Here is a 23088-nt window from a genome sequence, read left to right as displayed (position 1 = left end):
TTAATAGTAGCTAACAAGTCAATATTACTAAAAAGATAATATTACTAACAAGCCGATGTTAATCGACATAGAGGTTACTATGAAAAACCATACTCAATTTTCAAAAAAGCTGACGACTCTTTGGGATATATTGATAGAAGCATATTCAGAATAGTTGCTGTTGTTTGCGCTTTGATTGCTATATCAGAAAATAACTGAGCAATTAAATAACCAAGCAAACAACTGATACCAGAACACCGCCTTGGTAAACCAGCGCGGTGTTTTTTATTGAATAGGGCTTTTGAGCTTGAATTTTTTCTCAATGCCCCTATTAGTATAGACAGTTTAACGGTATTGCATACGGCAGGTTCTCTAACATTATGAGAACGGCTTTAGTAAGTGTATCGTTATCTGATCATAGGTCTTTCATAGAATTTAAAGGAGTTTTTATGAGTGAAGCAACTCAAGCTGAAGGTCTGAATCCAGAATTAAAAAAACATACGTTTGAAGCGGAAGTGGCGCAGTTACTGCATTTGGTAACGCATTCACTATATTCTAACGCTGATATTTTTGTCCGCGAATTGGTATCTAATGCGTCGGATGCTTGTGATAAGTTGCGCTTTGAAGGCACAAATGATGATAGCCTCTATGAAGATGATGGCGAATTAAAAATCCGCATCGCCGTCGATGAAGCAGCCAAAACTATTACCTTTACCGACAATGGTATTGGTATGAACGAAGCCGATGCAATCGAAAACTTAGGTACGATTGCTAAATCAGGCACCAAGGCGTTTTTAGACAAATTGTCTGAATCACAGAAACAAGACGGACAATTGATTGGTCAGTTCGGTGTTGGTTTTTACTCAGGTTTTATTGTGGCTGATACCATCAGTGTCGAATCACGTAAAGCGGGCGAGCCTGCGGATAAAGGCGTGCGCTGGGTATCAGATGGTACTGGTAGTTTTACTGTTGAACCTATTACCAAAGACACGCGCGGTACGGCGATTACTTTGCATCTAAAAGAAGAATATAGCGAGGGTGAAGATAACTACTTGGACCGCAGTAAAATCAAGCGCTTGGTTAATAAGTACTCTGACCATATCAGTTTGCCGATTCAAATGCGTAAAGAGATCTGGCAAGAAGATGTAAAAGAAGACGAAAACGACGACACACCTGCTGGTGGCCAGATGGTACTCACTGATGAGTGGGAAACAATCAATAAAGCCAGTGCACTATGGACTCGCTCAAGCTCTGAAATTGAAGATGATGAGTATGTCGATTTTTACAAGAATATCTCTTATGACATGGATGCGCCGCTTACTTGGACACATAACCGTGTAGAGGGTCGCGTACAGTATACGCAACTACTATATATTCCTAAAAAAGCGCCAGTTGATCTATACACTCGTGAGCAGCAGCATGGTCTAAAGCTGTATGTAAAGCGCGTCTTTATCATGGACGAAGCTGAGCAATTGCTACCGATGTATTTGCGTTTCGTGAAAGGTGTGATCGATTCAGCAGACTTGCCATTGAACGTGAGCCGTGAGCTACTACAAGAGTCACGTGATGTAAAATCTATTCGTGATGGTAACGCTCGCCGTATCTTGACCTTACTCGCAAGCCTTGCTAATAGCGAAGACAGTGACAAGCAAGAGAAATTTGCCCAGTTCTATGCAGAGTTTGGTGATGTCATCAAAGAAGGTCTAGGCGAAGACGCAGGCAATCAAGAACGTATTGCTAAGCTATTGCGTTATGCCACCAGCACGCAAGACGGTCTGGTAACAAGCTTTGAAGACTATAAAGGTCGTATGAAAGATGGTCAAAAAGCCATCTACTACCTCACCGCTGATAATCTAGCCGCTGCGAAAAACAGCCCGCAACTTGAGCTATTCAAGAAAAAAGGCATCGAAGTTATTTTGATGACCAGCCGTGTTGATGAATGGGCAATGAACTTCTTGACCTCATTCGATAAGACACCGCTGCAAAACATCGCGAAAGGCGCAGTAGACCTAGGCGACTTGCAAGATGAAGCAGAAAAAGCGGAAGCAGAGAAAGCTCAAGAAACACTTAAGCCTGTTGTTGATAAATTAAAGGCTGCATTGGGCGAGCGTGCTAAAGACGTCAAAGTGTCTACTCGTTTGGTCGATAGTCCAGCTTGCTTGGTTGTAGGTGAAGGTGAGCTATCACCACAAATGATTCAGATGCTACAGCAAATGGGTCAGGACGTACCAGCAAGTAAGCCAACGCTAGAAGTAAACCCTGACCATCCACTCATTAAGAAGCTTGAGAGCAGTGAGCAATTTGACGACTTGGCGCAAGTCATTTTTGATCAAGCATTATTGGCAGATGGCGGTCAGCTAGATGATCCAGCCGCTTATCTAAAACGCGTCAATGAGCTATTGATGAGATAATGTCTGGTAATTGATGTAAAAGGAGGTCTTGTCTGCAAGGCCTCCTTTTTTATTGAGGTTTATGGTCATATTTGAATGAATTTTACAAATCATCCTTATCCTCTTGACCGACAATCCGTTACAATCGCGATAGATTAGCGAGCTAAACTATTAGTCAATGCTAGTCATCTTCGATAAACATTCCATCGTGAATTCAATATAAATAGATGTCTGCAGCCGTGAAAAAATCGTAAGTCGATTACATCAAGCGGCGACGACATCATGATAGTTATCATTGGGTCATTTTATTTTTCTCGACTGGCTAGAGGTCTAAGTCTTTGTCACTTACGTCGTTAAAAACCGTATCGCTCCAGCGTTTTTCGCTTAATTTCGCTGCCAATATTATCGCAACTTTGTGGATGCTAGTGGGCTCAACACGGGCTTTTTCTTGGGTTAAACCTACTTTTGTACAGTTTGCCGTATTTGCACTATTGGCGCTTGGTAGTAATGTCTTATTTTCATGGTTAGCTGCTGAAAGTGGCAGTATATTCAATGAGCAAGGATTGGTCAGTTATTTGATCTGGCCGATGATTATTTTGCTTGGTGGTATCATTTTGGCTCGGCGAGCCAGCAACCAAGCATTGGTATTTGTACCAGTAGTATTGTGGTTGGTCGCTGATACATTATCAGCCCTATTACAGAGCTTGGTGCAGTTTTTTGGTAGCTATGGTTGGTTGCCAAATTGGAGTTATTCGTTCTTACCAGTACTGTTTTTAGTATTGTTCTTATGGCAAACGCTAGCTCTATTGTGGATTTTCTCCCGTCGTTTGCGCATACCATGGTGGGAGCGAATCATTGTATTGGTTGGTGCAGTAGCGTTGCTGACCATCTGGCAGCGTAATGTCGCAGACCAGCCAATTTTTAAGCAAATACCTGTAGAGCCTGTATTAGAAGAGGCGGCACTATATCAGCAGCCACGCCTATTACAGCAAGCATTGGATAGTATAGACCCAAGTATCGATGGCAAAACTGACTGGTACTTTATGGGAGTTGCAGGATTCTCTGATCAAAACGTCTTTCGTTCTGAGATTAATAAAGTGCGCGAGCTGTTTGACGTGCGCTTTGGTACTAGCGGCCATTCACTATCGCTGATCAATAATACTTACAGCTGGCTAGATGAACCAATCGCTACTAAGACCAGCATTTTGCGCGGTCTAAAGAAAATCGGTCAGCAGATGAATGCGGATGAAGACGTGTTGTTCCTGACGTTGTCTTCACATGGTAATCAGGATATCGTTCAATTGGCAAATCCGCCGCTTGCGATGGATAATTTAGATGCTGCATGGTTGCGTGACGCGCTAGACGCATCTGGTATCCGCTGGCGTGTGATTGTGGTGTCTGCCTGCTACTCAGGTTCGTTTATTGACGAATTGGCATCGCCAACCACGGTAGTGATTACTGCGTCAGCCGCTGACAAAGCATCGTTTGGCTGCACCAACACAGCTGAGATGACCTATTTTGGTCAAGCGTTTTTTGCTGAAAGTCTACGAGGGAATACCAGTTTTGAGTCGGCTTTTAAGGATGCCAGTATACGGGTCAATGAGCGTGAGAGCGCCATGGGCTTTGAGCCATCAGAGCCGCAAATGGTCATTGGTAGCTTAATGGAGACGGCATTGCCTGCGTTTGAGCAAGTATTGTTTGATAAGGCGCGGCCATCCGTTGCTAGTATTACAAATAATGCTACTTCTACAACGGTTAGTATTCTACCTGACAGTGCTGCTAATCAGTCGGTAGACGAAGTAGAGATAGCCGCTGAATAAATACAAAGTATAATTTGGCATTTAATAAATTCTAATATTAGATTTACTATTAGATGATGAGCATTTATTAAACATCACCATTGGTTCTATTTTGAATAAAAGGATATCACTCATGCAAAATTCCTATAGTCATAGTTTATCTAACAATAAACAGCTTACCCAAAAAAGCGTGAATCGCTGTTTCAACGGTGAGCAGCATTATTATAGTCACGAGTCGACGTCTACCAAAACCTCTATGACGTTTAGTATTTATCTACCTGACGAAGCTCTGGCTGGACGACGTTGTCCTGCGATATTGTACCTATCAGGTTTGACATGTAATGCCGATAATGTCACTCATAAAGCGCATTTTCAGCAAAAATGCAGCGAGCTTGGTATGATACTTATCGCACCTGATACTTCGCCCAGAAGTAGTGAAGACAGCGATGTACCAAATGATGAGCGCTATTTTGTCGGTCAAGGTGCAAGCTATTATGTTGACGCGACCCAAGCGCCTTGGTCAGACAACTTCAATATGCAAAGCTACATCGTTGATGAGCTATATGACTTACTACGTTCAGAGTTTCCCATCCACAGTATCGGTGTCACAGGACATTCAATGGGTGGTCATGGCGCACTGTTGCTAGGGTTTAAGTTCCCAAGTAAGTTTGTCAGCGTATCGGCTTTATCGCCAGTATGTGCGGCTAGTGAGTCTGCATGGGGGCAAGCCGCTTATACAGAGTACTTCGGCGATGATAAGGCTCTATGGACGCAAGCGGACGCCTCACAAATGATTGAAAAGGTCGGTCAGCAGTATTCGAGCATTTTGGTTGATCAAGGCGCGGCTGACAATTTCTTAGCAGAAGGTCAGCTACAGACTTCTAAACTACAAGACGCTTGTGCAAGAGCCAAACAGCCCTTAACATTACGCTACCAAGCGGGACATGACCACAGTTATTATTTTATCCAAACGGTGATTAATGATCATATCGAACATCATTGGCACATGGCTCAAATGAGCTAAGTTGTCATTCAGATGATCGTGATACATTTTTCGCTATCCCATTCATGCTTAACAGGTGGTTTTTATGGCAAGTTATCAAGATTTGACCGCTTCTAATCCAAAGAATAAGTCAGCAGATACGAGCTCTACAAAAGCGACTATGCAGGCTGATATGGATGCTGCTCTACAACACAAACAACGTAGCAATGATTGTAATGATGAAGTGTCTCAAGCTAAGTCAGACGAGCTGATTGCAAAAACTGTCAACGATGCTGGCGATAGAGTACTTGATGATGTGCAAATATCTCGCGTGATAGAGATGGCATGGGAAGATAGAACGCCATTTGGTGCTATAGAGCATAGCTATGGTCTCGATGAGACTGGGGTTATCAAACTCATGCGCCAAGAGCTAAAGCCGTCATCTTTTAGCTTATGGCGTCAGAGAGTGAGCAATCGCGCCACCAAACATGAGGCAAAGCGCTCTTTCGAAGTTGGCCGTGCTTATTGCAAAACTCAATACAAGCAGCGCTAAACCATTAAGTATTTAACATCAGTACATAAAGGGCTTGCAATATATGTGAGCCAATTAGGATTTTCTTTTTAATTTATCAATATCTTATATAAACATGAATTAGGTAGCTCAATTATGAACAGTCCTGCTAAACCTTATCTTATTGCACCATCGATACTCTCAGCTGATTTCGCGCGGTTGGGCGAAGAAGTGGAGAAGGTACTAGAGTCGGGTGCCGATGTGATTCATTTTGATGTAATGGACAACCACTACGTACCCAATTTGACGTTTGGTAGTATGATTTGTAAGGCATTGCGTGACTATGGTGTTGAAGCGCCAATTGATGTACATCTGATGGTTTCACCTGTCGATAGTATGATTGAGCAGTTCTTGGAAGCAGGGGCGAGCATCATTACCTTTCATCCAGAGGCCAGCTCGCATATTGATCGCTCACTTCAACTGATTAAAGATGGCGGCGCGGAGTGTGGCTTGGTATTAAACCCAGCGACCCCGCTGCATTATCTTGATTATGTTATGGATAAAGTAGATCAAATTTTATTAATGAGTGTGAACCCGGGTTACGGTGGACAGTCGTTTATCGATAGTACTTTAGATAAAGTCCGTCAGGTACGTCAGCGTATCATTACTAGTGGTCGAGACATTCGATTGGAAGTTGATGGTGGTGTTAAAGCCAGTAATATCCGTGCGATTGCTGAAGCAGGGGCTGACATGTTTGTCGCGGGTTCTGCGATATTTAACCAAGAAGACTATAAAGCCGCTATTGATGAGATGCGCGCAGAGTTGGCATTAGCAAACAACAGCTAGCAAGTGTTGAATGGTTAATAAACGCTATTAGCCATACAATAATAATATTAGAATGTGCTGTATAACTTATGACTATATAGTTAATCCCGTATAAAAGAGCGACAGCGTTAACCTCGCTTGAAGTATTGCATTACATCTGCACTCAGTTGCCTTGTATCTCTTTTAAATTGAATCAGCTATATATAACGGTCAGTCATGTAAAGGTGAAATATGGACACAAATAATTCTAGCCGTTCAACAGTGCCCTCTGAGCAAATAAGCTCTCATGAAGCGCTGAACCAGCAGGCTAGGCAAGCACTTGATAGTGAAACACCGCAGCGCAGTTTGGTACCTAGAGGCATTACCATTGGCTTAGCGATGTTTGCACTTGTACTTAGTTTGGCAGGTTATGGCTTTCGCCTGATGGTGGGTGATGATGTCGAAACCGTGCTGCGTCATGCAGCGGTCATTGTGCCTGCATTTATGTTAGGTATTCCGCTGTTCTTTTGGGTAGGTTCTCGCATACTTAATAAAGTTAAAGGCCTGCATATCGAGAGTTGGAATGCGATTAGTTTGGGTTATTTGACCTCTTGTATATCAATGCTATGGCTGATGGGCACTTACAGTTAAGTTGTTTCGCTGTAAATATAATGCTTTTTCGCGCCTGTATCGTTTATTCATGCTTATATTGTTTATTCGCGCTTACATAACGTCGTAATATTTTATATTTTTTAATCATTAAGCCATGTTCTACAAGCATGACTGGAATTTTATATGAGAATCGTACCAGCCAGTATTGCTAAAATTATCTATCCTAAAGACTTACCAAATGGCTTATTTACCAGCTTAATTATCGCTTGTTTATTAATGGGATTGGCGTCATTACGTCACGGAACCGATTTACAAGGTTGGCTAAATGTCATTGAAAACTGGCTGCTTATGCTGCTGATATTGCCTACTGCGACGGCCACCGTTGCACTGCCATTTAAGTATCGTGATCCTAGCCTTGAGCTAAAGCTGGTTTATTACCTTGGAATGTTTGTGGCCTTCTTATTTACATTAGGAAAGTTGCGTTATTGGCACTAATATATACAAATGACATGGCATTCAAGTTTGCTTTTATAGCGAAGACTTATGTGACAGCCCTTGAATTTCAATGTTAAAGCGTCCATTGTATGAGTAAGACAGATTTACCCGCGTTACTGTAAGACGATAGATTTGCCGAATGAGTTTATTTTTAAGAAATGACTGCTTTGCAATGACTAGTTTCTCTACCAGTACTAAACGGGATAATAAGGAACACATTAATGCCATACGATATCGATAATGATATAGAAGTAGATAACGAGAGTAGCGATCAATTTGCAGGATTTGCCAAAGAAACCACGTTAGAGTTGGTGGAAGCAGATGATGGTAGATTGTTGTTGCGTGATGCTGAACAAGACGAAGCACCGCTAATGACTATTGATTTTTCTGACAAGCTAAAAGAGCTACTTGGTAGTGACACTCAAGCCATTGGTCAACACATGATTCATGCTGCGATTCAGGTCATTATGCAAAAGCAAATGAGTAAGTGGCATGCGCATGTATATGATAAAGAACCAACACACTACAGCTAATCTTTGGTTATTTTTGAGCACCAGTTAAAGTAAATACTGGTCAAGGCGAATGACTGAAGATATAGCTTAGTAATATTAAACTAAAACCATAAAAAAAGGGTTTATCAATTGATAAACCCTTTTTTTGTTCAAATAACCTCTTTATAGAAAGTATTTATAAAAATGCCTTCTACAAATGATGGCAGTTATTTGATTTTAGCTTCTTTAAAGATCACATGCTGGCGTACTTTTGGATCAAACTTTTTGATTTCCATTTTACCAGGCATAGTGCGCTTGTTTTTAGTAGTGGTGTAGTAATACCCAGTACCAGCTGTTGATACTAATTTAATTTTATCTCTCATGATAGCTTTCCTGTAAATGAGGGGTCTTCAAACGATAGGTACGTGTCTCAAAGAATGAGTTGCCACAATTAATGTAGCAAAACAGCAGCCTAAATGATGAGAGTCATCACCCAGCTGCTATTTTTAACTTAAACTTTTTGACCTTGTGCGCGTAGATCCGCTAACACTTTATCGATACCAAGTTTGTCAATGATGCGCATACCTTTGGTAGACACACGTAGACGTACAAAGCGGTTTTCAGACTCTACCCAAAAACGATGGTTGTGAAGGTTTGGTAGAAAGCGACGACGGGTTTTGTTGTTTGCATGCGAAACATTATTACCCACCATAGGGCGCTTTCCAGTCACTTGGCAAACTCGAGACATGGCGAACTCCTAATCTATGAGGTATGAGTTTTTCTCATACCAGTCTGGGCAAGTTGCACGTTTTTGCGGCATGGACACAGCAAGCGGCAGCTTTGCACCAAACAAAACTATATGAAGGTTGAGCTGGTTTTGCTGTTATCTAAAGGCAAATAACAGGCTGACCAATTCAGAAAATTTTAAAGCCGACATTTATACCATAAAACAGATGAATACTCAAATATTTTTACAATAACTGTCGAATTAAAGGAGGGCTATTATACCCTGAAATGAGTGCTCTATGTTGTTGATTGTTTAATAGTAAAGATTAATTTTTAGTTGTAAGTTATAACAAAAGTCAGTAAAGTTGCTGTTATATATTTAATACAATCTGTTAATACGCCAGTATTACTGTAAATCTATGTATCATTACCAATCTCTTTTGATTCTGGGTAATGATTTTTTGCTTATTTGCTCAGATAAATTACTGCTCATGCGGAGTCAAAACATGTCATACAGCTCTCTACCCCTTACTTCTAAGTTGTTTCAGCTCACTTCTTTGACTTGCGCATTAGCATTAGCAGGTTGTGGTGGAGGCGGTGATGGTGACACCGTAGACTCTGTTGCACCAGCACCTGATTTGGGAGTTACGCAGCCTGGAACAGATGGTAGTGGGAGTGACGGCGGTGAACAAGTACCAGATGTTGAGGCTGATTTCTTTTTACAAAAACTTAGTACAGCGCCTACCATTATCGAGCTATCTGACGAGCAAGCAATTTTTACGGTTACTGTAAAGGCAGCTGAAGTAAGCTCAGGTGGTGCGATGGTTGGCAAAGCAGTGACATTAAAAGTAGTGAGCTCCGAAACCAACGGTATCACTATCGAAGGTCAAAGTACTCAAGTGACTGATAGTGATGGTAATGCAGTATACACGCTAAAGCTTAACCCACAGGCAGTTGTAGATAAAGATGCGTTAATCGCAAACGGCTTTACCTTAATGGCCACTGCTAACAAAGCAGATGGTACAGCTGTTGCACCGCAGGAGCTAAAAGTCTCCGTTAGTAGAGAAGGTAGTGGAGATGGGACTCAAATTGTTGAAAGTGAGCTTGATATAAGTACATCATTGACTACCAGTTCGGTCTCCAATAACGTCTTAAATGTATATGGTGATACAGCAACTCTCAGTGTGATTGCCAAAAATAGCAAGGGTGCTCGCGTCAAAGACGTAGCGGTTGGTTTGGGCATTGATAGTATCAAAGGCATTTCTATCATAGGCGGTAATAGCAAATCCACAAATATAGATGGTATTGCGGTTTTCAACGTAAAGGTAGATGAAAATCTTCCAAAAGCTGAGCGCGATGCTTTATTAATAGGAGAAGGTATTGCATATGCTATTAGCATCCAAGAGCAAAGTGGGGCGACTAAGCAAGAAACTGGTAATTTATCTATAGGACTGCCTACCTCTGATTATGTGTTGAATGTGGAAGGTAGAGATGAATTGCTCAATGCTTATGGAGATGAGCAACCTCTAACTGTTACAGCTACTGCCAAAAACTCTAAAGTACCGACGAATATCGATGGCGCGAAAGCCACTATCAAACTTAATAATTCGATAGCTGGAGTCAGGCTTAGTACAGAGGCTCTTACCTTTGATGTTACTGGTAAAGCAATGGTCAGTCTAATCATAGCTTCTACATTGACTACAGAGCAGCGTAAAGAAATTGTAGAGAAAGGTGTGAATTACACTGTGGTTTTATCAGAGCCTAATCGTGCAGTAACCGCAGACACTTATGGTAATGAAGCATATATCCCTGATTCTCAGTATCAAATAAAGTTTGCGACAAAAAATAAAAGTAGAATCTCTAGTTTTGGTAGCGAAGCTGTTATTAGCTTTCGTGTCAATGACAAAAATGGTGGAGCAATTGCCAATCAAAAAGTAAATGCCAGCCTACCTCAAGAGCTTGTAAATACTGGCCTTTTAACTTTAGACAGTGCCGCTGCCCAAGTAACTGATAGTAAGGGTATGGTTAGTTACAATGTTAGTGTGCCAGCCAATTTGAGTGCTGCACAAAGAACCAAGCTAGAAGGTATTGGTGGCTTTATCTTGACAGCTAAAGTTACTGAGACATCAGGAGCCAGTAGCAGCATCAACAGTGAGCGTATCCAAGTAACGGCTGAAAGTGAAACGATCCTAACTGTGAAAAATATTCCTAGTGCGGTCAATATATTGAAGGATCAATTCCAAATACAAGTTGCAGGTAAGCGTCCGGATGGTAGTGCTGCATCTGAGAAAGAAGTGAAATTGACGATCACCAATGTAGCAGGTGTGAGTATTCAAGGTAACCAGCAGACTACGGATGTATCAGGCAATGCAGTATTCACCATCAATGTAAGCCAAGATTTAACCACAGCCCAGCGTGAAGCGTTAGTGAAGTCTGGTATTCCTTATACGATCACATTAACAGATGAAGATGGCGTAGCCACCGAGCAATACAAAGCACCAGTTATTATTCCAGTAGCTGAATATAAGTTAAACTTTGGAAGCAGTACTAGTGAAAAACTGTTAAGCACTGGTGGTGTTACGACTTTAAGCTTCCGCGTTAATGATAAAAATGGTGGCGTCATTGCCAACCAAACTGTAACAGCGAGTCTACCTAGCAGCTTGACGCAGAAAGGTTTAATAACGCTTGAGAGTGCTGCAAGTCAAGTAACTGATGCTCAGGGTAACGTAAGTTACATGGTACGCATTCCTGCAGGGCTGTCTGCCACACAAAGAGCAGAGCTCGAAAAAGCAGGTGAGTTTGTATTAACTGCTCGTCTGGTTGAGTCCTCAGGTGCCAGTATTAATACTAGCAGTAATCGCGTCTTAGTGACTGCTGACCCTAGTAAGAGCAAGACTATTCTGACAGCAAAAACCACACCTAGCGTCGTAAACGTTTTAAAAGACCAGTTTACGATTCAGGTAACTGCCAAGCGTCCAGACGGTAGTGCGGTCGCCAGTAAAACCGTGAAGCTTGCCATTAATAATATAAAAGGCATTAGTATTGAAGGTGGTGAACAAACCACAAACAGTGCTGGTAATGCAGTCTTTACCGTGAATATAGACCAAGCATTGACCTTAGAACAGCGCAAAGCACTTGCAAAAACAGGTATTGCTTATACAGCTACATTGACTGATGACGATGGTATTGCCACTGAAAACTACAGTGTAAAAGCCTCTGTCCCGAGTTCCGAGTACCAAATCAACTTTGGCAGTAATAGTAATGCACAACTATCAAGCTCAGGTGGTAGTACTATTGTGAGCTTCCGAGTGAATGATAAGGACGGCGGTGTTATAAATAATCAAAAAGTCAGAGTCAGTCTACCAAAATCTTTAGTTGACTCTGGGTTATTGACTTTAGATAGTGCGGCTGCGCAGACAACAGATGACAAAGGTATCGTAAGTTATACTATTCGTATCCCTACTGGATTAGAGGCTACACAAAAAGCAGCTTTAGAAAAAGCCAGTGGATTTTTCCTGACAGCCAACTTAGTCGAGACTTCAGGCGCTAGTACCAGCGCTCTTAGTACGCCTATCAGCATAAGCAATAAAGTTCAGTCAAGTTTGACAGTATTAACTTCAGAGACTAACCCTAAGGTAGTGAATGTTCTAAAAGACCAGTTCACGATCAACGTATCAGGTAAGCGTAAAGATGGCAGCGCTGCAGCTGATAAAGTCGTTAAGCTAGCGCTTAATAATGTATCAGGCATGACTATTAAAGATAACGAGCAAAAAACAGATGCGTCGGGCAATGTGACATTCACTGTAGAGATAAGTCAAGATTTGACTCAAGCTCAACGTGAAGCACTAGTGAAGTCAGGTATCAATTATGCAGTAAGCTTGACGGATACTGATGGTGTAGTGACCAGTGGATACAATGCTTCTGTCATTATTCCGGCAGCACAGTATCAGATCAACTTTGGCACTAGTGATAAAGTTCAGTTGTCAAGCTCAGGTGGCAGCGCTATCATTAGCTTCCGTGTCAATGATAAAAACGGTGGTGCTATTACAGGTCAAAAAGTAATAGCAAGCTTACCTAGTGCTTTAACCGAACAAGGTCTACTAAGTATCGAAGGAAGCTCTGAGCAAGTGACTGATAGTAAAGGTATGGTGAGCTATACGGTTCGGGTTCCAGCAGGCTTGACGCAGAAACAGAAAGACGCGCTAGAAGTGATCAAAGATTTTGTACTAACTGCTAAGGCAGTCGAAGATTCAGGTGCGAGCAGCAGCATTAGCAGCTCACTTGTAAAAATTAGCTCGGTTGCAGAAAAGAGCGATATTAAATTGACTTCTATCAGCTCACCTAAGGTGGTCACTGTCACAGACAAGCAGTTTACGATTCAAGTATCTGCGAAACTGACTAACGGTAGTGTTGCAGCTGGTAAAAACGTCAAGCTTGTGATTAAGGATGTGGCAGGCGTTAGTATCCAAGGTAATGAACAAACAACCAATGAAGCTGGCAATGCTGTATTCACCGTAAATCTAAGCCAAGATCTCAATGAGGACGAGCGTGCGTCGTTGGTGGCGTCGGATATTGCTTATACCGCTACCTTGACGGATAGCGATGGTACAGAAGCAAAAATTGAAAACAAAATTGATGTCGTACAGCCGGTTACTAGCTTAGAATTTAGCGAGATCATCACGCCTTCTATTAGTGAGCTTGGTGGTCAAGGCACTATTAGCATTAAGCTATCAAATAAAGCCAATCAAACAGCAGTTAAAGGGCAAGCAGTTGCTATTCAATTGGGTAAAGCCGCACTCGATTATGGCGTTACAGTCAATCAAACGACAGCGACTACTGATTTTAGTGGTGAGACGACATTTATTGTTACTATTCCAAAAGGGCTAACCGCAGCAGAGCGTACCGAACTGAAGCGTGTAGGTATTAACTACCAGCTGTCGTATGTCGAAAAAGAGGAAACTTATACATCTACTATCACAAAAGTAGATGTACTAACGCCAGCAGTTGATCTGACAGTACTAAATTCACCAAACCTTATTAATAATCGTCCTTTTTATACATTGAATGGGGAAGGTGATACGGCTGTGGTGAACGCTGGATTAAGTACTCGGAATACCAATATAAGCATCAGTGGTCAGCCTATCCAATTAGAATTTGCGAATAAAGAGTTAGCAGCATTATTAACTGTAAACGGTAAGCCGGGTGTAAATAATAATATTGTCGAAACCAGCGCTACGGGTGCAGCGAGTTTTACGGTTATTGTGCCAAGCAACTTAACTGCAGAGCAAAAAGCGACACTCAAAAACCAAAAGTTAACGGCTACCTTAACTGAGACATTGACGGGTAAAAAACAAGATATTCAGTTCAATATACAGTCAACCAAAGCGGCTATTGATTTAATAGCTATCACACCAAATTCACTAAATCTAAATGGTGGTGAGACTCAGGTTGAGGTAATAGCCCAAGACAGCAAGGACAATGTCATTGCGGATAAGCAGGTTTATTTAGCGCTTCCTGCTGCTGTTGCAGCTCAAGGGGTTAGATTGGTAACCAGTGGTACGCAAACCACGAATGACTCAGGTAAAGCGAGCTTCACACTTGCTGTACCAGCTGGACTAACGAATGCGCAAAAATCAGCCATTGGTAGTAGCTTCAAAGTCGTATTTTCAGCTACTGATGAGAATGATAATATTGCTACAAAAATCAGTACTGTTAAGACACTAACTCCTGATCCAAGCGGTACGACTGAAAGTCTTACTATTGGTGCAAATAAAGTCGTCAATACCAAAGGTGATACGTTCAAAGTGTTTGTTCGTTTAGAAAATACAGACGGTGCTATTGCCAATCGTCAAGTTACTTTAAACGTTGATGACCCTATAAAAACGGGTGTCAGTATCTCGAACGGTACTGCTACTACCAATAGTGATGGCGTAGCTACCTTTAACTTAACTCTTGAAGATGGGGCTAACGTTAACCAAGCAACGTTAGAAGCTGGTATTCGATTAACAGCGACCACAACAACTGCCGAAAACACTTCATTAGTACAAAACTATATCGTTGCAGTAGATACCGCTACGATCGATAGCTATCAGCTAATAGCGTCTTCTGATAAGTCTACTTTGAATACTGGTGGCGATCAGACTAATGCGACCTTCCGAGTGACAGATAGTAATGGTGGTGTTTTATCAGGAGTGCCAATACAGCTGAGTATTGAAAACTTAGAAGCAAGCGGTGCTGCGTTGACTACATCTAGTACAGTTGTGAGTGATAGTAGTGGTCGGGTTGACGTAGGTGTATTGTTAGCAGCTAATAGTATCAATGCTCGCCTCAATCATAGTGTCGTGATTAATGCTAAAATCGTCACGCCGCAATATGATGCTAACGGTACTGTCAATATGGAAGTGCGGGAACAAAAGTCTCTGAGCTTATCTGCAATTGGCACAACACTTACCCTTACAGCATCTGAAAAAAATCTCAAAGATAACAGTACAACCACCCTGTCTTCTACTTTAACTGATGGAACGGGACTTGCGATTGCAAATGCCAACGTAGAGCTCATTGATACTGACGGCAACCTTATTGCTAGTGATGCAACCGCGACCACCGATTCAGAAGGTAAAGCTAGCTTTACAATCAACGAAAATGATTTGAGCTTTGATAGCAATGGTAACTTACGTGTCTTCGTGAGAGCAGCGGGTGAGCGAGAGCTGACCACTCAGCGTAGTACCAGTAGCATTGATTTGGTTAAGGTATCGCAAGCGGGTATTAGTTTCATCGATATTGAAGACGTTTACGATGTTAATGAGCAGCAAACTATCAATGTCCAAATTCGTGCTGATAGTCCAGAATTAGCACAAAGTCTGGTTGGTGAGACTATTGAAGTGCAAACGACTATTGGGCAGTTTAATAATGGCAGTGGCAACAATGATGTCATTTTTACAAGAAGAATCAGAGCTACTGATATAGCTGCAAATGGCTATACGATTACAGTTCCTGTGAAGCTAACGTCTGAGTTGGCAGGTACAGCAGTACTAGAGGCTAAAGTACTAGGTATATTCGCTACAGGTACTGCGGGTAGTCTTAAGTATCAAACAACCGTAGACACACGTTTTAGAGCTACTACGCCAGCTAAGGTACTGTTCCAAGCTGTAAGATCAGTTATCACACCAGGTAGCAGTACGGAGCTTGTCGCAACCGTCAAAGATAAAAATGATGTACCAGTCGAAGGGCAAACAGTCGTCTTTAGCCGTGCTTCCGATTCTTCAGCAGGAAGGCTATCTGCTGCAACTGCTATCACTGATAGCAAAGGTCAAGCACGTGTAGTGTATTTGGCAAACGCCAGCTCACCGATTAATGGTGTGACACTCAACGCTCGACTATTGAATGACCCTAATAATATTGGTAGCAAGTCCACTAATATTACCGTATCAAAAGATGCTGTTTATACAACATTGACGTTTGCTAATAAAATATCTTCTGACGACATCTACTATACAGTTAATGGCTCGATATCGGTTATGGATGGCTCAGGACAAGCCGTGGCCAACAAAGAGGTATCTATCAAGTCTTACGCAGTAGAGTATGCACAAGGTCGCGTGTGTCTGCTAGATAGTAGCACTTCGTATCAAGGGGCTAATACAGTAGATGGAGAAGGTAACATCAGTACGCCAGAACCTAAAACATTCTCTGAAAAATCTGCCATTTTGTTACGGTCTAACTGGATTACGAGTGAAGACAGTCCAGAGTATAATTACATCTTGGATAATGACGATGATGTAAATAACAATGGTGTACTGGATACAATTAACCCAGTTGCTATCATTGGTGGGACATTTGCTGAAGATGGTTATTCGTTTGTCACTGATGCAGAGGGACGTGCTGATTTCCAAGTTCGCTATCCCATCCGTTATTCAAACTGGGTAAAAGTAAGGTTCGACGCATCAACTTTCCTGAATGGTAGTGAAAATACCCAAAGCCTGAATTATTCGCTACCATACTTGGATGGTGACTTGGATATCTCTGGTGATACCTTATTCAGCCCTTGGATCGCAGACGCTAGCCCATTTGGTCCAGGTAACGCAACTTGTGTGAATAGCTTGAGTGTTAATATCGATGCTGAAAAAGATACTACGAAAGTGATACTTTCACCATATCAGCCAAGCTATGCAGTATCGATCAATGGTGTCAGTCCAAATGCACAATCGCAAGGTTACAACAGCTTTATTGTAGACTTTAATCAAGCGTTTGAATTGGGAGCTACGTTAGGCGTCGTGAGTAATGGAGCAGGTTTTACCAGAACTATAAAAGTCGAATAACATTGCCAAATACTGAAAAGTGATATTTTAAAACCCCTGACCACATGTCGGGGGTTTTTGCTTTATCTTTCTAAACAACCAAATCACCTTAAATAACCAAAAACAACCAACTCGCTCAGCAAAATATTGCAAAAAAGATTAAAATAACCGGTTTACTATGCTGTCAGCAATTTTTCAGCGATAAGTCATCATTTTTTATATTGGGCGAATTATGTCAGACAACACTAAAACGGTTTCATTATCGACCATAGCTTCTCAGAGCAAACAGATTCCTAGCGCTATTGATACAGCCACGCTGCTCATCAAATGCAAAGATCAAGCGGGTATCGTACAGGCAGTCTCTGAATTTATTCATCGTTATGGTGCTAATATCATTACGCTTGACCAGTATTCAACAGCGCATGAAGGTGGTCAATATTTTATGCGTTTAGAGTTTGCCTTGGCAGGATTAAGCGATATTATCGAGAATTTTGAAGCCAGCTTTGCGCATACGGTTGCCAAGCGTCACGATATGGATTGGCGTCTACATAATAATGCAACGAAGACTAAAGTTGGTATTTTGGTATCTAAATTTGATCATGCGTTGTTAGATTTATTATGGCGACATCAGCGTGGATTGCTCGATTGCGAGATTACTTGCGTGGTCAGCAACCATCCTGATTTAAAGCAAGCAGTACAAAACTTTGGCATTACTTTTCATCATGTGCCAGTGACCAAAGACAATAAGGCAGAGGCAGAAGAGCAGATTCATAAGTTGATGGCAGGTAACGACTTGTTAGTATTGGCGCGCTATATGCAGATATTGTCATCAGATTTCGTCAAACGTTGGCCGATGCAGATTATCAATATTCATCATTCATTCTTACCTGCGTTTGTGGGTGCAGATCCTTATCGTCAAGCTTACGATAAAGGCGTTAAGCTTATTGGAGCAACTGCGCATTATGTCACAGCTGAGCTTGATCAAGGGCCTATCATTGAGCAAGATGTACACCGTGTGACGCATCGCCAAGGGGTGACAGAGTTGCGTGCTATCGGCCGTGATATCGAACGCAACGTATTAGCACGTGCTGTAAACTGGCATGTGCAAAACCGTGTGATTGTGGCGGGTAATAAGACAGTCGTATTTAACTAAGAAGAATTAGTAGTGAGTCGGCTAAAAATGTAAAAAAGGCGGTCAGTAGCAACAGTTACTGACCGCCTTTTTTTGAACATATATTTTATAGGAGCATTTCTAAGACGAACTTGCTACCAACAAAGCCAATGGCTAATAGGATAAAAGCATAAATAGTGATATTAGCCGCACGTTTGCCTCGCCAGCCTGCACGCCAGTTACCGAATAGTAGCACACCAAATAATAACCACGACAGTAGACTAAAAACAGTCTTATGCACAATATGCTGCGCCATCAAGTCTTGTACATAGATAAACCCAATCCCCAGTGCGATACTTAGCAATACAAAGCCAACCAATAGCATATCGAATAATAAACTCTCCATACTTTGCAAGGAGGGTAGTTTATTGACCCAAAAGCGATGAATGGTATGATGCTTGAGCTCACGTATTTGTAGCCGTAAAAATAGCGCTTGTACCGCAGCCATCAACAGCACACAATAGGCAGCTAATGATAATATGATATGGATTTCAAGTCCGATACTGACATCCGTTAGTGGTTGATAAGGGGCGCGGCCGACATAACCGACCGTCATACCTATTAGCGCAGTGGGTGCAGCCAAAATACCAAGGCTAAGAATAGGGCGATATAAACAGAACAATAGATAAAAGAATAAGAAAAATAAACTGGTCAGACTGATGATATTAAATAAGTTGAAATTTAAACCATACAGCGTCACAACGTATGGATATAGCAGTGCCGCATGTGCCGCCATGCCGACCAGCAATAAGCCCAAACTGAGGCTTTTGTGGATAGGTTTGTCCTGAACCAGCGCCCAACCAATATGGATGCTGACTAAGATATAAGCCATGCTAGCAAGTAAGAATGCAAAGTGCACAGATAAAAAGCCTCATCTTATACTGAGCATAAACTGCCGCTCAATGTGTCGCTAAAGTGGTATTATCAGAATGATTAGAATAATCGTCCAATTTATCATAAAATGGGTGCCAATTGAGCACCATCTTGCTTATAACTTATAAATGATCAGAAGTGCTGCATAGCGCAAAACATAAAATATGTCATCTATAAAAAGTTGACTACAATTATAATCGCTGTGTCCTTTGCGAAACGACTATAAGTTTTGAGCCATGTTAATGCTATAGTATTGATAATATAATTCTTTTATCATGTCCCTTGTCATGCAATATCCTAATATCTTATAGCGTATCCTAATATTATTTACGAACCATTTTAATGGTTTGATTTAGAGTTATTTTCATTGCGTATTATTTAATTGAAAACCATTTTAATTGAGAGTTATTTATGTTTGATACCTTAACAGAACGCTTATCGTCGAGCCTACGTAACATCGTCGGTACCGGACAGTTGACCGAAGACAATATCAAAGACACGCTACGTGAAGTGCGTATGGCGTTGTTAGAAGCTGATGTGGCGTTGCCTGTCACTCGTGATTTTGTAAAACGCGTAAAAGAACAAGCGCTTGGTGCTGAGGTGCTAAAAGAGTTAGCGCCAGGTCAAGCATTTGTCAAAATCGTACACGACGAGCTGACCGAAATGATGGGCAGCGCCAATCAGCAGTTAGAGATGACAGGTAAGCCGCCTGTTGTTTATTTGCTAGCGGGTTTGCAAGGTGCGGGTAAAACGACTACAGCTGGTAAGTTGGCCAAATATTTACAAGAGCGCCAAAAGAAAAAAGTCATGCTAGTCTCTGCCGACGTTTATCGTCCAGCGGCCATCAAACAGCTTGAGCAAGTAGCCGGTCAGGTGAATGCTAAGTTTGTGAACTCAAGCACAGATGAGAATCCAATTGATATCGCAAAGCGTGCGATAGAAGAAGCCAAAATCCAATATCAAGATATCCTGATCATTGATACCGCTGGTCGTCTACATATCGACGATACCATGATGGATGAGATTAAGGCGCTAACGGCTGCGGTTAACCCATCTGAGACGCTATTCGTCGTCGATGCCATGACGGGTCAAGATGCCGCCAATACCGCAAAAGCTTTTAATGATGCGTTGCCGTTGACGGGTGTTATCTTAACCAAAACTGACGGTGATGCTCGCGGCGGTGCGGCGCTCTCTGTACGTGCTATCACCGGCAAGCCAATTAAGTTCTTGGGCCGCGGTGAAAAATTAGATGAGCTAGAGCTGTTCCACCCTGAGCGTATCGCGCAGCGTATCCTAGGTATGGGTGATGTACTGAGTCTGGTCGAAGAAGTTGAGCAGAAAATTGACCGTGATAAAGCCGAAAAAATGGCGAAAAAGATGCAAAAGGGCGGTGACTTCGACCTTGAGGATCTATTGACTCAGTTCCAGCAGATGAAGAGCATGGGCGGTATGGCAGGTTTCTTAGATAAGATGCCTGGTATGGGCGGCTCAGACATGCAAAAAGCCGTCGAAGATGCCAAACCAGAAGAAAAAGTACGTGAGATGGAAGCGTTGATCAACTCAATGACGCCATTTGAGCGCAAAAACCCCGATAAGATTAACCCAAGTCGTAAGCGCCGTATCGCTGCAGGTTCAGGCCGTGAGATTCAAGATGTTAACCGTTTGCTCAAGCAGCACAAGCAAATGGCAAAAATGATGAAAATGATCTCAAAGCCTGAAGGCATCAGTAAAATGATGAAGTCTATGCAAGGGCTCATGGGTGGCGGTAGTGCTGGCGGTGGCGGCGGTCCATTGTTTGGTGGCGGTCAGCAAGGTGGCGCTAAAGATGTGAGCCCAGAGCAAATGGCAAAACAGATGGGACTTGATCCAAATAACATGCCAAGCACTGAAGAGATGCAAAAGCAAATGCAAGACATGCAAAACCAAGCGCCAAAAAAATTCAAAACACGTTTCTAAATTAGTATTTTTTATTTTTAAGTCACTTGTTCAAAAATCCAAAGCCTCAAAGCCAATTAAGCTTTGGGGCTTTTTCATTGCTAGCCTTAAATTACGACCAACGAATAATAACCGATGAATAAAATGTGGAAAACGTAGAAAGTAATAAAATTTTTGTGACCTAAATGCTATGATAGGCGCTGTTTTACCCTGTCAGGATTTTTGCAGTACATTGATTAATAATGACCATTAATAATGATTGTAAATACTCATCAAAATCTGACATGCCCTAGACTGCCAAAAGTATAAGCCGAGGTTGTGATGTTTTTAGCAATGGATACCGTGTTCGATCAGTGTTCGATCGCGATTTTAGATTCGAGTGGGCAGGTGCTGTCGAGCCATACCGAAACAGGTAAACGCCAGCAGACTCAGCAGATTTTACCGATGATTGATGTTGCACTATCTGAGGCGCAGCTAGGTCTTGCTGATATACAGGCTTTGATATTCAATCGCGGGCCGGGTGCATTTAGCGGTATCCGTATCAATACGGCAGTTGTGCAGGCACTATCGGTCGCACATGACTTGCCTTGTGTGGGCGTCTCTAGTCTACAAGCGATTGCACAATGTGCGTATCAGAAATACGGTCTAACACATATATACAGCGCCCTTGATGCGCGTATGCAGCAGGTCTATTTTGGACAGTATGAAGTAGCTGTAGATGATCAGTCAGATCACGGTATCATGCAGCCAGTATTGGATGATAGTAGCGACAGTACAGAACAGCTATTAGATTATGATAGCCAAACAGAGCTCAACCTACCTATTGCGGGTAATGGTGCGACGCTATTAGCGCTACATGACCAGCAAGCTTGCCATGAAGATGTTTGGCCAGATGCGGTCATTATCGGACAGCTTGGTATAGCCCAGTTTGCAAAGTCTGGTGGTACTGAGGCTGCACAGGCTCTACCAAAATATCTACGTAATCAAGCTTGGAAAACACTTAAAGAGCAAGGCAAAGCATAGCTTTATAAATATGTTTTTTGCAGCCAGCTTTTTAGTGTTTAGCAAGCACATACCAATACAAAATCAACGTTAATATAGGACAGCCAATCGGTCTGTTCTTAGCTCAGCCTGTTTTTGGGCTCCTCTATTTTTAGGAAAGTCACCGTGGATATCATTTTATTAATTCAAGCTGTCATCATGGGTATCGTTGAGGGTATCACTGAGTTTTTACCCATCTCTAGCACGGGCTACTTGATTTTATCAGCAGATGTCATGGGGTTTTGGACCAAAGAAAAAGTTGATTTATTTGTCGTGGTGGTACAGCTTGGCGCTATTTTAGCAGTGATTTATGACTATTGGGGTAGGTTATGGCAAGCGCTGATGGGCTTGCTGACTGGTAAAGCAGAGGGCATGACCAATCCTAGGCAGCTGGGACTCAGTCTGATTGTCTCTACTATCCCTGTGATGATTGTTGGTTTTACTTTTGCCGATGAAATCAAAGCGTATTTATTCAATCCTATTGTCGTTGCTATTATGCTCATCATCGGCGGTCTACTGATATTTTACGTGGAAAAGCGTCCTAAAACGGTCATTGCAGAAGAAGCGGAAGATGTCAGCATAAAAACTGCGTTGATGATTGGTTTGTTCCAATGTTTAGCTCTTATACCAGGGACGTCACGCTCAGGTGCCACTATTATTGGCGCGCTGTGGTTAGGTGTATCACGTAAGGCTTCTGCTGAGTTTTCTTTCTTTTTGGGTATTCCTGTCATTGTAGGCGCGGCACTGTTGGACTTAGTCAAACATGGTGACGTACTGACCAACAGTGAAGACTGGCTGGTGCTAGGTATCGGAACCATCGTATCATTTGTAGTGGCGTTACTCTGTATCCGCTTGCTCGTGGCATGGGTAAGTCGCCGTGACTTTACTATTTTTGCTTGGTTGCGCATTATCACGGGTGTTATCGTGTTGGTCGCCGCTTGGGGCTTTGGTTATCAAATGGCTAGCTAGATTTGCATTATGATTT

The 23088-nt window shown here is 42.1% G+C and carries 16 protein-coding genes; 13 read left to right on the top strand and 3 right to left on the bottom strand.

The window, feature by feature from the left end; genetic code table 11:
- The first annotated feature begins 428 nt into the window (after nt 1-428).
- The 8 genes from htpG (at nt 429) to FQV37_RS08330 (ending at nt 8105) form a co-directional block, all read left to right on the top strand.
- Nucleotides 429-2390, top strand: coding sequence for a molecular chaperone HtpG (gene htpG, locus FQV37_RS08365; RefSeq protein ID WP_160022290.1), 1962 nt, complete (start codon nt 429-431; stop codon nt 2388-2390).
- A gap of 317 nt (nt 2391-2707) precedes the next feature.
- The gene (locus tag FQV37_RS08360; protein WP_160022289.1) at nt 2708-4189 is read left to right on the top strand and encodes a C13 family peptidase; all 1482 of its coding nucleotides are present in this window, start codon (nt 2708-2710) and stop codon (nt 4187-4189) included.
- A gap of 112 nt (nt 4190-4301) precedes the next feature.
- A complete protein-coding gene (fghA, locus tag FQV37_RS08355; RefSeq protein ID WP_160022288.1) occupies nt 4302-5192 on the top strand; it encodes an S-formylglutathione hydrolase in 891 nt (296 codons plus the stop codon).
- A gap of 229 nt (nt 5193-5421) precedes the next feature.
- The gene (locus FQV37_RS14340; RefSeq protein ID WP_420877001.1) at nt 5422-5703 is read left to right on the top strand and encodes a TIGR03643 family protein; all 282 of its coding nucleotides are present in this window, start codon (nt 5422-5424) and stop codon (nt 5701-5703) included.
- Between the two features lie 114 nt (nt 5704-5817).
- On the top strand, nt 5818-6507 hold the full coding sequence (gene rpe / locus FQV37_RS08345; protein ID WP_160022287.1) for a ribulose-phosphate 3-epimerase: 690 nt from the start codon (nt 5818-5820) through the stop codon (nt 6505-6507).
- 210 nt (nt 6508-6717) lie between these two features.
- Nucleotides 6718-7116: a hypothetical protein gene (locus tag FQV37_RS08340; RefSeq protein WP_160022286.1), complete on the top strand. Its 399-nt coding sequence runs from the start codon at nt 6718-6720 to the stop codon at nt 7114-7116.
- Between the two features lie 144 nt (nt 7117-7260).
- Nucleotides 7261-7572 (top strand): hypothetical protein, encoded by a 312-nt coding sequence (locus FQV37_RS08335; protein ID WP_057761376.1) that lies wholly within the window; start codon nt 7261-7263, stop codon nt 7570-7572.
- A gap of 221 nt (nt 7573-7793) precedes the next feature.
- A complete protein-coding gene (locus tag FQV37_RS08330) occupies nt 7794-8105 on the top strand; it encodes a hypothetical protein (RefSeq protein WP_101205798.1) in 312 nt (103 codons plus the stop codon).
- A 185-nt stretch (nt 8106-8290) separates the two neighbouring features.
- Here FQV37_RS08330 and rpmG read toward each other — a convergent pair whose 3' ends face one another.
- Entirely contained in the window at nt 8291-8446 is a 156-nt protein-coding gene (rpmG, locus tag FQV37_RS08325) for a 50S ribosomal protein L33 (protein WP_010201403.1), read from the bottom strand.
- 128 nt (nt 8447-8574) lie between these two features.
- Complete coding sequence (gene rpmB / locus FQV37_RS08320) at nt 8575-8811, bottom strand: 50S ribosomal protein L28 (RefSeq protein ID WP_057761372.1); 237 nt, start codon at nt 8809-8811, stop codon at nt 8575-8577.
- Nucleotides 8812-9295: 484 nt separating this feature from the next.
- Between rpmB and FQV37_RS08315 the strand changes: the two genes are divergently transcribed.
- Nucleotides 9296-17104, top strand: coding sequence for a beta strand repeat-containing protein (locus tag FQV37_RS08315; protein ID WP_160022285.1), 7809 nt, complete (start codon nt 9296-9298; stop codon nt 17102-17104).
- Nucleotides 17105-17315: 211 nt separating this feature from the next.
- Nucleotides 17316-18236, top strand: a complete 921-nt coding sequence (gene purU, locus FQV37_RS08310; protein ID WP_160022284.1) for a formyltetrahydrofolate deformylase — start codon at nt 17316-17318, stop codon at nt 18234-18236.
- A gap of 85 nt (nt 18237-18321) precedes the next feature.
- Here purU and FQV37_RS08305 read toward each other — a convergent pair whose 3' ends face one another.
- Entirely contained in the window at nt 18322-19086 is a 765-nt protein-coding gene (locus tag FQV37_RS08305) for a cytochrome C assembly family protein (RefSeq protein WP_102091933.1), read from the bottom strand.
- 452 nt (nt 19087-19538) lie between these two features.
- Between FQV37_RS08305 and ffh the strand changes: the two genes are divergently transcribed.
- The 3 genes from ffh (at nt 19539) to FQV37_RS08290 (ending at nt 23072) form a co-directional block, all read left to right on the top strand.
- Entirely contained in the window at nt 19539-21083 is a 1545-nt protein-coding gene (ffh, locus tag FQV37_RS08300; protein WP_160022283.1) for a signal recognition particle protein, read from the top strand.
- A gap of 300 nt (nt 21084-21383) precedes the next feature.
- The gene (gene tsaB, locus FQV37_RS08295; protein WP_160022444.1) at nt 21384-22085 is read left to right on the top strand and encodes a tRNA (adenosine(37)-N6)-threonylcarbamoyltransferase complex dimerization subunit type 1 TsaB; all 702 of its coding nucleotides are present in this window, start codon (nt 21384-21386) and stop codon (nt 22083-22085) included.
- Between the two features lie 144 nt (nt 22086-22229).
- Nucleotides 22230-23072, top strand: coding sequence for an undecaprenyl-diphosphate phosphatase (locus FQV37_RS08290; RefSeq protein ID WP_160022282.1), 843 nt, complete (start codon nt 22230-22232; stop codon nt 23070-23072).
- The last annotated feature ends 16 nt before the right edge of the window (nt 23073-23088 follow it).

It is taken from the genome of Psychrobacter nivimaris (assembly GCF_009812035.1).
GTDB lineage: Bacteria > Pseudomonadota > Gammaproteobacteria > Pseudomonadales > Moraxellaceae > Psychrobacter > Psychrobacter nivimaris.
The sequence above is the reverse complement of the archived record's forward strand: the minus strand, read 5'-3'. Positions and strand labels throughout refer to the sequence as shown.